Source organism: Flavobacterium sp., from assembly GCF_044369455.1.
GTDB lineage: Bacteria > Bacteroidota > Bacteroidia > Flavobacteriales > Flavobacteriaceae > Flavobacterium.
Window position 1 is genome coordinate 1 of record NZ_JBIPLW010000061.1, and the last position, 10,948, is coordinate 10,948.

Below are 10,948 nucleotides of genomic sequence, written 5' to 3' on the forward strand. Positions count from 1 at the left end.
GCTGAACCCGCCGGGTGACGCGATGCCCGTGCCGCTGATCATGGCGCAGATCGAGACCGTCGAAGCCGTGAAGCGGGCCGCCGAAATCGCGCGCACGGATGGCATTGATGTGCTGTTCGTCGGCCCGTCGGATTTGCAGTTCGATCTTCAGAATCACGCCGATTCCTCGGTGGGAGACTACCAACAATGCCTGCGCACCGTCGTCTCCGCCGCGAAAGGAGCTGGCAAGGCCGCTGGCATTCTCGTTCGAGACGCGGCCGATCTTCCGGCGCACCATGACCTAGGCTTCACACACATTGCCGTAGATCTGGACATCGCGATCCTTCGCAAAGCCTACGCGAAAATCCTCACTTCTGCTTCTCAATGAAAGCTCCCCTTGCTCTGCATTCCTATCCGTCACTGCGCAGTACTTTCGTTACAATGCTCTGCAATCATTACAGGACCTCGCCGACATTCCATTACTCGAACGACGCGAAATACTCGTCAGCGAAAGATCACCCATGAAACCACAACAACTCACGTTGATAGGCCTCCTCGCTGTCGCCTTTCTTGCGACCACATCTGTCAGTCTAACTGCGGACGACACGGTGTCCTTGTTCGACCGCAAGAACATCTCCGCGTTATGGATCGCGGCTCCCTGGGATGCGAAGAAGCGCGGCCCGGAGGAACGGATGCAGATGCTGAAGGAGCTTGGATTGAGCAAGTTCGCTTACAACGGAGACGGCGCGGTCGATTCGGAAATCGAAGCGGCGAAGAAGCACGGCATCGAAATCGCCGCGTTCTGGTATCCGGCACGGAATCCGCAAGTCGTCGATGCCATCAATCGCCACGGCATCCATCCCCAGTTCTGGGTTTGCGGATCGCGCGCCATCACAGTAGCGAACGAAGCCGAGCGAATCGAAGCCGAGGTGGCCCGCATCCGGCCCATCGCAGAGGATGCGGCAGCGCTTGGTTGCAAAGTGGGGCTTTACAATCATCGCGAGCCTTGGTTCGAGGATCAGGTTCATCAAATCGCCATCATCGAGCGTCTGCGCCGCGACGGACTAACGAACGTGGGCATCGTCTTCAATTTTCACCACTGGCGCGGCTCGCTGGCAGAGTTCCCCGCGCTCTTCAAACGCATCCAGCCTCATCTGCTCGCAGTCAATCTCAACGGAATGAGAGCTGATACTGCACAGTATCCCCCAGTGCTCTACATCGGCTCCGATGAATCGGAACTTGAGATGATCCGTGTCGTCCAAGAGAGCGGCTGGCGCGGTCCGATCGGTGTCATCCACGAACGCCCCACCGTCGACGCCGCCGAGGGAATCAAGGGCAACCTTCAAGGCCTCGAGTGGGTGCAAAAGGAATTGCAGCAGCCCGGCTCCGGAGGGCCCAAGCCGCAGGAGCCCGCGCCACCCAAGCCAGTGCTTCCCAAGCCAGTGTTCGCGCCGTTGGCCGCACCGCAAGCCGCCGACGATGCTCGCCTGGCCGTCCAATCGGCTGATGACGCCCGCATCGCCGCCATGAGTTCACCAGAACGCTCCCGACTGACTGCGATCTTCTCCGACGAACTCCGCTATGCGCACTCCACGGGTGCGGTGGATACCAAGGCATCGTTTATCGACACGCTTACCTCTGGCAAAACGAAGTATCTTCTCTTCGACTACCTGGAACGCGAGTTCAGCTTTCCCGCTCCGGGCATCGCGTTGATGACGGGTCGCGTCCGCATTCGCGTAGCGACTGCGGAAGGTGAAATGGAAAACTCGCTCAGCTTTCTCGCCGTTTGGCGCAAGGAGAAGGACCACTGGCGTTTCCTTGCTTGGCAATCTTGCAAACTTCCAACTGCTTCCAAACCATGAAACAAACGCTCAACATTCTCCTCACCGCCCTGCTGCTTGCACCGCTGGCCGCACTGCACGCCGACGACGCTCCAGCTCGGCAACCGCCGTGGCATCTCGGTCCGCCGAAAACGGAGCATGCGGTGAGCAACCGTGCTCTGACTATGGCCCCAAGCATCACGGTCGCACCGAAAGGGCGGCTGTGGGCGACCTTTTACGCTGGCGTGACGCCCGGCGAGGACCTCAACAACTACGTCGTGCTTTCAACCAGTGGCGACAATAACGCGGTGTGGCAGGAAGTGCTCACCATGGATCCAGACGCGGGCGGGCCGGTGCGGGCGTTCGATCCCGTGGTGTGGGTGTCGCCGGATGGCCGCTTGTTCCTCTTTTGGGCGCAAAGGAGACCTTCTATGAAACCGGAACTGTGGTGCGTGGACACCGCCCAGCCCGATGCCGTGCGGCCCGAGTGGTCGCTACCGCGCCGCATCGGCGAAGGGGTGATGATGTGCAAGCCACTCGTGCTTTCCTCCGGCGAATGGGGACTGCCGATCAGCCAATGGGGCAACAACGGCTGGAGTGTTGGGGACAATAGCGCGCAGCTCGTCGTCTCCACTGATGCTGGCAAGACCTGGACCCTGCGCGGCAGTTGCAATGTGCCAAAGGACGCACGCGAGGCCGACGAGCACATGTTCGTCGAGCGCACCGACGGCTCCCTTTGGCTGCTCGTGCGCACCCGATACGGCATCGGCGAAAGTGTCTCCACCGACCGCGGCAAGACCTGGCCGGATCTGACGCCTTCGGGCATTGAGCACCCTACCTCGCGTTTTTTCGTTCGCAGGCTCGTGTCGGGAAATCTCCTGCTCGTCAAACACGGCCCGCTCGACCAGCGGATCGGCCGCTCGCATCTCACGGCCTACCTCTCCAAAGACGACGGCAAGACCTGGGGAGGCGGACTCCTGCTCGACGAGCGTACAGTCGTTTCCTATCCTGATGGACAACAAACGCCCGACGGTCTCATCCGCATCATCTACGACTACAACCGCCGCACCGACCGCAACATCCTCATGGCGACTTTTCGGGAGAAAGACGTCGCGGCTGGCAAGCCCGTCACCCCTGACGTGCGACTCCGCCAACTCGTCAGCAAAGGGACCGGTGGTAAGGAGAAGCCAAAGACCTCCACGGCCTCTTCCAACGCCGACGGCAAACCGATGCACACCACCAAGTCCGGCACACTCACCAGCGCCCAGGCGAAACCGCAAGCCCTCGTCGCCGGAGCAAAGCTCTTCGCCGACCGCGACTACCTCGCTGCCAATCTTCCCGATGCGATCAAGAACGCGCACTTCCTCCCCATCACGATGGACGGCCAGAAGACGATCCAATGCGAACGCGCTGGGACCGTCTTCTTCCTCACTCCCGTGCTCGACCGCAACCGCGACACGGCCGCGCAAGCCTTGATGGATCAGGGCTTCGAGAAAGTTGCTCTACCGGAAATCCCGCTCTTCAATCCCACCTCGCCCGCGAACTACTGCACGCTGTTCCAAAAAGACTGCGTTGTAGGTGAAAAAATCCTTATCAGCAAATGGGCCGTGCCTGTATTCTTCCCATGAAACCCACGCGGTCGCACCTATCACGACAATGGCCATTTCGTTGGACCGTGGATCGAGAGGCTCAATGCGGCGTGTTCCATCAATAAAGTGACGAGCTCATAACTCATAAATCGAACTCAGTGTACCCAGTATGAAACGCAGAACATTTCTCCAGTCACTCGCAGCCGCAAGCGCAGTTCCCGCGCTAGCCGCTACAGTGAACAAGTTAGCCGCCTCTGAGTCCTTCAAGCTCCGCTAGGTCCTTTCCACTGCGTTGTATGGCGAGATGCCGCTCGAAGAGATTTTGCCCGAGGTCGCCAAGAGCGGCTGCGAGGCGATCGTCATTTGGCGTAAGTTGCATGGCGATCAGCGCAAGCAGATTGCCGAGATGGGCGATGACAATTTCGCGGCACCGATGACAAGGCGATCATTCATGGCATCCTCGACCTGGCACCGAAGCTAGGAAGGATGAAGCTCGTTGTGGATGGTGCGATCCTTGTCACGGGACTCAAGGTTCACTCCAACAGGACTCGCCGATGCTGAAACGATTGGCGGCGTGGATCATGCAGTACTGTGTGTCGATTGCGTTGATTGCCCCGGCGCATCGTTTCGCGTCATTCCAACGGAAATCTGGGGGCATGAAAACAATCTGAGACTCAGCAACATGGACTTTACCGAATTTGCCAGCGCGGCTGGGCCTGCTGACGTGTTTCGCGGTTTCCTTGTCTGATCGCGCGGCGGTAGGTGGTCCTGGGGGTAGCGGAGGCAACACTGCTGGAAAGCAAAACGATTGCCGCAACAAGGTCGCAACAAGATTGAGACGAGGGCGCATGAAGGACTTAGGGATTGAAGCGAATGGAATCGATTTGAAAGCGATAGACTTGCTGGGAAGTCTCTCCATGTTCGTCGATGGCAATTCCCAATTCATCTAGCGTCCATGGGAGCATCGCTTCTGTGACGTCACGTTCGATTGCGAACCGCTGTTGAGGCGGGGACTGAGTCATTAGATTGGCTTGAATTTGCTTCTTCGATGGTTTGTAAGTTAATTCAAATCGATAGGGAGTTGCGGGGCGTAGGGAGTCATCCTGCACGACAGGGAATTTGAGGACTTCTCCTTGTGCGGCCAGCACCAGTTCCACCTTCTCTGGACTCGAGATTCGAAGAGCCAACGAGTGTTCGTCCAATGGTAAATCACTTTGAAATAACCCGATGATCATGGGGTTTCGCTGGTTGTCGCCGAAGGATTGGATGTGGAAGTCCACTGCCAAGGTGAAGGCTTTACAAGTGTCCGTTGGATCGACGGCGCGTACGTAACGACGGCGTTGATGGATCAGCTTCTTTGAGCTCTCGCCCGCAACCTTCAGGCCCCCCGTAATCTTCAGGCACTTTGTCAGCTTTTCCCAGCCGTAGGGAACGGTCGACGGATCCATGATGGCTGCTTCATCTGCCGGAGTCGCCTTGCGACCAATGCTTAACATGTCAAAGTCGAAGTACCAACCGCGCGTTAGCGGATCAGAATCGAATTGCTCGTCGAACGTCGAACCAGTCGACTTCGGTGTGTTCCAAGTTTGATTGCTTAGCGAAGCGAGAAACGGATTCACTTCGATCCTTTCAGGTTGGCCATACTTGGTATGTTCGCTCCAAACCCAAACATACTCGTCGCTGGTAACAAGTGCTAACGGCAAATTGGACCACAAGGATGCCTTGGTTCCGTTGGGCCATCCCGGAGGCGTGTTCCATGGGTGATCTTCGACCCATGCTGCCATACCGACTTTGACAAACGCGTCATACTTGGCTGGATCGTTGCTCAGCGAGCGCCAGTTTCGAATTTCAGCTCGCGCAGTCGAGTATCGGTTTCGGTCGCCCGGAAAGCCGTCTTTCGTTGCATGCGTGTGCGTCGTTCCGGGGGCATGACCAAAATAGAATGTGTTTTCATGTCCATGAATGATCTCAGCGGGTGATTGAATGCCTTCCAGTACACCATCGAGAAAAGGAATGACTCCGCCCAGTGGCCCGTAGCTGTTGGAATCTGGGGACCATGCGAACGTCGTCATGATTTTGACTTCGGGAAACTCGGCTTGGATTGCCAGAATCCATTGCTTGCCACGGCGGCGCAGAACCTCGGGTGCATCTTTACCCAGCGGAAAAGGAAGACCCTGTGGCTGGTCCGGTTCGAACTCAGGTGTTCCTGATCGCGTTCGCCAACGATATTGACCGTACTGTTCGGTATCCAACCAAAGTCCTTTCAACTTGCCAAGTCGACATAGGCGAGCTGCTTGGACGGCGTTGTGCTGAATCGCTTCCCAGTCGTGATCATCCGCCAGGTTGGGTGTATGCAGTCCACGCGCTCCATCCACCATTCCAAAGATCAGGAAATTGTCTGTTAGATTACCGCGACGCATCGTCTGCAGATCGGCCAGAGTTTGTGCGACCGCCTCATCGGGGATCTTGACGGTGTTCCATAACAACTCGTGAAGGAAGGCGGGTCGCAGTGGCATTCCCAGTTTCGTCAAGCCGAGTGAATCGACCCACTCTCGCGACAATACAGCTGGAAGAACGATTCCATCGAAAGGATAATGCGCGTTGAACTCAGGATGCTCTGCGATGAATTGCGGAGTAATCGCTGTTTCTGCGCCATTGACCGTATAGAGTCCTCCACCGATGATCTTTTTGTTGCGCAGTTCACGTGGCTGTGCCCAAAGTTCACCTGGCATTTCGTCAAACGCTTCGATGCGGATCCAGGCCAACTCGATCAAGCCCTCATCGAAGCTTGGGTCGAATCGGAATCGCGCGCGAGGAGCGAGCGTGGGAAGCCAAACGCGATACTCATGCCATTGACCATCGTTCTGAATCACAAACGATCGGCTCCGTTCTTCCGAAAAGGGTTGGCGAAAATAGATTTGCCCAACAGAGCCAGCGCGTGAAAGCATGCGAACGGTAACGCAAACCACCTTTCCTGCTGGGCAAGCCATCTGTGGACTCGTCAGGAACGGATCTGGGGCTTGCAACTCCATCGACACTCCCTTTGCACCATGCTGCAGGTTTCGTATATGTGGGTTCGCAGTCCAGCTATCCATTCCTTGGCTGAAATCCCAATAACCGATCGTTTCGCCCCCGTGAAGACCTTCACCGACCAATATCCACATGAAACAGAGAATGCAACGAAACCAAGAATGATCGAGGTGTAGCATTGATGAAGCTCTCGGAGGAATCGAATGGGAATGGTAAGTCAGATCACGCCAGCATACCTCGGCAGCCGTTTCAAAGTTTGCGCAAAAATTGCAGTTGGCGTTTTTCGCAGACAGATATCGTTAGCAGCCTGACACTTCGATCCAGTTCTTTCATGGTTGCTTCAACCTCTTTGCTTCGCGCTAACGGCCGTTCGTTCCGCCCGAAAGAGCGAGTTTAACCGAATGAACGACCCATAGCATAGATCCCAAGACACCTATCAGCCCGAGCAGTACGATGTACGCTTGTGTCACCGGAATCAAGTACCAAATCTCCGAAAAATACACCCATAAGCGTACCCAATCGAGCATGAGATAAACCGTTGCGATCGAAAGGTAAGGACCAAACGGGGTCTCTTCATTTCCGGTCAATACTAACCGGATGACAATCAAGGGAACGCCAAGACAAGGTCCGAGAAATACAGCGATCCATACGAATTGCCATCCGAAGAATGCGCCTACCATCGCCATGAGTGTGACGTCTCCGAAACCAAGCGCCTCGCGCCCTACCACAATCCTAGCCATCAATCGAATGCCCCACACCAATGCGCCCCCTAATCCAATTCCGATCAACGAGGAAAGCAACGCTCTCCACTGTCCAGGAGGTAGCCAGATGTAGGATGCGATGATCAAGACGCTGCCTACAGCACTCATCAGCAATATCAACGGCAAGTTAAAGCTGCGCAGGAAACTGACGATGGCATATTGCACCCCTTTGGAGAAACCGCGGCGAGAAATCCACCTCAAATTTCCAAACGCGCAGCACCATGCAAGCCAAATCAAAATCGCTATGGTTAGACCGCTCGACCAACCTCCGGTCTGTCCCCATTCCTTGATCCATTCTCTCGGAGAGCCAGCGTGAATCGATACGCTTTCTTGATGCAACAGGATGGATGTTCCGACCGTTTCGGGCTCCCAAAGCGGCCAGCTGGGTATCAGTGCCGATCCTAGCAATCCGATCAGGGCGCCCGGGACAGTAATCAAATCAGGGATGGTCAGCTCGTCGAAATCGATGAATGTCGCTACCGTTAGTAGGATAATCAAGATGCTGTACTTCACGAATTGCACGTGCATCGCCCATTGTTGCGCAGAGGCGGGTTGGATCGCTATCGGGATGCAATAGCCCGACATCACCGTCCGATACAAAAGTACCCAGAGTGTGGGCGTCGCCAGTTCGATCAGGAATGGCCTCAACCAAAAGAACCTGCCCAAGGGCTCTTTGTCGGCGCTGCGAAACAACCAACCGACGATTGGCAGTTTGCAGATAGCCGAGAGGGAGGACCATTCGGTGGGACGTTGCTGCCAAGGGCTCACCGGTGAAGGCAAGAAACATATCGAGTAGATCCAAAGATTGATCAGCGGCCCCAATAGTAGCCCAGCCAAGATCAAGCATGTCTCTACGATACTGAAGCTTTCCACGCTACTACTCTTTCTTTTCCTAAGCGGTTCCGCGTTTGGTGAGGCGGTTCCTCGCAACTAGTCGGCTAATCCCTGGCAATGGAGTCGCGTATTCGCGGCTTTTTGTATTCTATCCCAGCTTTGGGTTTAGCTGGGACGGGTTTCTTGTTCTCGCTGCCGCACAGATTGACTTCTTCGAAAACAAAGTGCTTCCTGTGTTGACTGAAAACTGCTTTCGCTGCCACGGAGAGGATGAACCCACGCAAAATCGAAGTCGAAATCTGGCGAGACAGCCAGGTGTCGATCCCTGGCGAAATCGATCGCAAACTCGGCGGTGAGTCGACGGATTCGATCATGAACAACCCGCGTCGTTCGCTCTACGCCACCATGAGTCGCAGTGGCGAACGATTGGAGTCAGACTCCTTTTTCCGCCTGTTCGACTTCCCGACAGCTCAAGCGACCGCAGAAAAAGGCATTTCGACTACCGTGCCGCAGCAGTATCTCTTCGCTGCATCCGCGTCGATGCATTGATCAACAACGCTGCGACCCAGAACCCCAGTCCATTCGTCGATTTGAAGGAAGCCGATTGGGACCGCATCTTGGCCGTGAACCTCAAGGCCCCGTTTCTGTGCGCCCAAGCCAGCAGGCCCGAACTATGACGGCTATCCAAATGGCTTCCACTTCGCGCTCTTACCCAAGCGTGTCCTGTATTGGCGGGGCGTCAAACCGACGCGCTTTTGAAACTGACGGCAGAACGCACTTTGGTCGTAGAAGCCGTTTTGCTGGGCGATGGTGCCGATGGAGGCATCCGTGCACTGCAATTGCTGGCAGGCACTATCGATCCGAAGCTGCAGCAAATACTGAATGGGAGACGTCTGAAACAAGGCACTGAATCGGCGTTGAAATTGGCTGGTCGACAGCTGTAGGAGACCAAGACACCTTTGCTATTGGGCACGAACCAAATCTTGTTTCTGACGGCTACGTTTTGGTCAGCAATCCAGCGGTCTTGCCGACCGATCTTCCGTGGTTCGGCTGTTTAATAGGGTGCAATCACAGCCTCGCATGCGCGACGTAGAAACTCTTCGTAATCCCAAGCACCACTGAGACCGGTTTGACGAGCTATCACTAAATCGAGACTGGGAACAAACGCCAACAGTTGGCCTCCACTACCAGGTTTGTAACGAGCATCGAGAGGTATGCCTGCTATGTGCTTGCCACTCTCTGGAAAATGCCGCGCAGGCAATTCCCATCCGAGTGTAAAAACGGCTGGATTCAGCTTCCAACGCATCTCAGGCGTGGTGACTTGGTGCGAGGGCAAAGCGGTTTGTTCAATGAACCATTCAGGGATCACTTGTTTCTCGTGCCAGCGACCACCATGCAACATGCAGTAGCCAATACGCGCAAGTTCGCGCGCAGGCAGGCCAAGTCCATGTGAGGGCTTTCGTCCTACACTGCCTCCTTCGTAGTATTGAAACCACCATTTTTCTATGCCCAAAGGTTTGAACAGTACCTCCATGGCGAACTGGTCGTAGGGCTTGCCTGTGACCGTTTCGCAGACCAAGGAAGCGTGCACTAGTCCATGGCTCGAATAGCCACAGGCTGTGCCTGGATCAAAGGCCAACTTGGATGTGCGCTGATCACCACTGTGTCCGAGAACGTAATCCCACGAGCCATCATTGGGTGCTCCCATCGCTTCCGGACAAATGCCAGACGTATGATTAAGCAATTGTTCAATCGTAATTTGCTCCTTTCTTGGATCGCTCAATGGCTGCGCCCAGGGAATGAAATCGAAGGCTCGATCATCGAACTTCATCTTGTGTGGCGTTAGACCTTGCTGGCTACGCTCCGATGCAATGGCCAACACGGTAGCGCAGATAGCTTTGGACACCGAGGCAACTCGTCTCGCATCCGTGACGGCACTGTTACCTCGCTCGACCTGTAGCACGACAGTACCCCGCCGAATGACCACTGCTGCGAATGGCCTATCGTCCGAGTCAAGCAGCCACTGTCGGAGTGCAGCCAATTTCGTCTTATCCATGCCTCCGATCGTCTCGATCTCCGCCTCCGTTTCGACTTGTCGCCAGCCCCCTTGGGACTCTGCAGGTGGAAAGTAAGTTGAAGTGCGTTCAAAAGTTGGCGATACACCATTATTCACGGTTCCAGTTGCCAACCGGCTTAAGGCAGCGTAGTACAGCGAATCGTCTACAGGGCCATCGAAGTGAAAAGGAAACGTCTGATTGTGATCCTTGAGCATCAGTCCATAGCCGGCTCCGTGTTCCACAGTCGCCTTTAACGCAGCAACTGCCATGTCCCCCGTCTTGTCGTCTTCGTTGCAGACAATCGGCTTTCGGAAGCGTTGAAGCATCGCGATCCGTTGGCCGATTTCATTGACTTTGGTCCCATTCCAATGCGGAGTAAGAAAATCACATGCAGCGGCAACTTCAGGGTCAATACTGCCGTTTCCGTAACCGCTGGTCGTCACCAGCAACTCGGGCGCTGTCGTCTTGGCGAGTCGGACCAACGAGGCTTGGCTCGCATGATCACGGATGACGGCATGGACGAAGCCTCTGTGGGGATACTCGTTAGCGACTTCAATTAGCACATTGGAAAACTTACAAGATTGTACCCACTGAACTGCGTGTACAATTCCAGCTCGTACGGCTTGTTCGTCTTGCAACACTTTGGACTGTCGCTGGTAATACAATCCCAAAATGACAACCACACCCTGTTTGTCACAAGCACGAATAACGCGCTCAACTCGGCGAAGATACTCAGTTCGCAAAGAGCCATTGGCACGAAATGCAGAATTCACAGCCCCTTCATAGCCGGGCATGCCTCCTTGCAAACAGAGTGTGAATGCATTCACTCCACACGATGCGTATTGCGGGATTTTTTCAACGAATTCGTCCGTGTTTTG

Annotated in this window: 11 protein-coding genes; 7 read left to right on the forward strand and 4 right to left on the reverse strand. The window is 55.3% G+C overall.

Features of this window, described 5'->3' with window-relative positions; translation table 11 throughout:
* From ACIQ2L_RS14080 to ACIQ2L_RS14100, 5 genes are all read left to right on the forward strand, one after another.
* On the forward strand, nt 1–367 hold a 367-nt coding region (locus ACIQ2L_RS14080), incomplete at its 5' end, for an aldolase/citrate lyase family protein (protein ID WP_396159936.1).
* 133 nt (nt 368–500) lie between these two features.
* The gene (locus tag ACIQ2L_RS14085; protein WP_396159938.1) at nt 501–1,841 is read left to right on the forward strand and encodes a DUF4440 domain-containing protein; all 1,341 of its coding nucleotides are present in this window, start codon (nt 501–503) and stop codon (nt 1,839–1,841) included.
* Nucleotides 1,838–3,427 (forward strand): sialidase family protein, encoded by a 1,590-nt coding sequence (locus ACIQ2L_RS14090; protein ID WP_396159940.1) that lies wholly within the window; start codon nt 1,838–1,840, stop codon nt 3,425–3,427. The genes ACIQ2L_RS14085 and ACIQ2L_RS14090 overlap by 4 nt, the downstream gene beginning before the upstream one ends.
* A 130-nt stretch (nt 3,428–3,557) precedes the next feature.
* The gene (locus tag ACIQ2L_RS14095; protein ID WP_396159942.1) at nt 3,558–3,665 is read left to right on the forward strand and encodes a hypothetical protein; all 108 of its coding nucleotides are present in this window, start codon (nt 3,558–3,560) and stop codon (nt 3,663–3,665) included.
* A gap of 225 nt (nt 3,666–3,890) precedes the next feature.
* A complete protein-coding gene (locus ACIQ2L_RS14100; protein ID WP_396159944.1) occupies nt 3,891–4,136 on the forward strand; it encodes a DUF6924 domain-containing protein in 246 nt (81 codons plus the stop codon).
* 109 nt (nt 4,137–4,245) lie between these two features.
* Here ACIQ2L_RS14100 and ACIQ2L_RS14105 read toward each other — a convergent pair whose 3' ends face one another.
* Both ACIQ2L_RS14105 and ACIQ2L_RS14110 read right to left on the reverse strand, forming a co-directional pair.
* Nucleotides 4,246–6,597 (reverse strand): hypothetical protein, encoded by a 2,352-nt coding sequence (locus ACIQ2L_RS14105; protein WP_396159946.1) that lies wholly within the window; start codon nt 6,595–6,597, stop codon nt 4,246–4,248.
* 180 nt (nt 6,598–6,777) lie between these two features.
* Complete coding sequence (locus tag ACIQ2L_RS14110) at nt 6,778–8,016, reverse strand: hypothetical protein (RefSeq protein ID WP_396159948.1); 1,239 nt, start codon at nt 8,014–8,016, stop codon at nt 6,778–6,780.
* 267 nt (nt 8,017–8,283) lie between these two features.
* On the opposite strand from ACIQ2L_RS14110, the gene ACIQ2L_RS14115 reads away from it, so the two are divergent.
* Both ACIQ2L_RS14115 and ACIQ2L_RS14120 read left to right on the forward strand, forming a co-directional pair.
* Nucleotides 8,284–8,562 carry a DUF1553 domain-containing protein gene (locus tag ACIQ2L_RS14115; protein WP_396159950.1) on the forward strand — a complete coding sequence of 93 codons (279 nt, stop codon included), beginning with the start codon at nt 8,284–8,286 and terminating at the stop codon, nt 8,560–8,562.
* On the forward strand, nt 8,559–8,690 hold the full coding sequence (locus ACIQ2L_RS14120; protein WP_396159952.1) for an SDR family NAD(P)-dependent oxidoreductase: 132 nt from the start codon (nt 8,559–8,561) through the stop codon (nt 8,688–8,690). The genes ACIQ2L_RS14115 and ACIQ2L_RS14120 overlap by 4 nt, the downstream gene beginning before the upstream one ends.
* A gap of 3 nt (nt 8,691–8,693) precedes the next feature.
* Here the strand turns inward: ACIQ2L_RS14120 and ACIQ2L_RS14125 are convergent, their stop codons facing one another.
* Both ACIQ2L_RS14125 and ACIQ2L_RS14130 read right to left on the reverse strand, forming a co-directional pair.
* Nucleotides 8,694–8,915 carry a helix-turn-helix domain-containing protein gene (locus tag ACIQ2L_RS14125; protein ID WP_396159954.1) on the reverse strand — a complete coding sequence of 74 codons (222 nt, stop codon included), beginning with the start codon at nt 8,913–8,915 and terminating at the stop codon, nt 8,694–8,696.
* A gap of 152 nt (nt 8,916–9,067) precedes the next feature.
* Nucleotides 9,068–10,948 (reverse strand): serine hydrolase domain-containing protein (locus tag ACIQ2L_RS14130; RefSeq protein ID WP_396159956.1); only part of this gene is annotated, 1,881 nt, incomplete at its 5' end.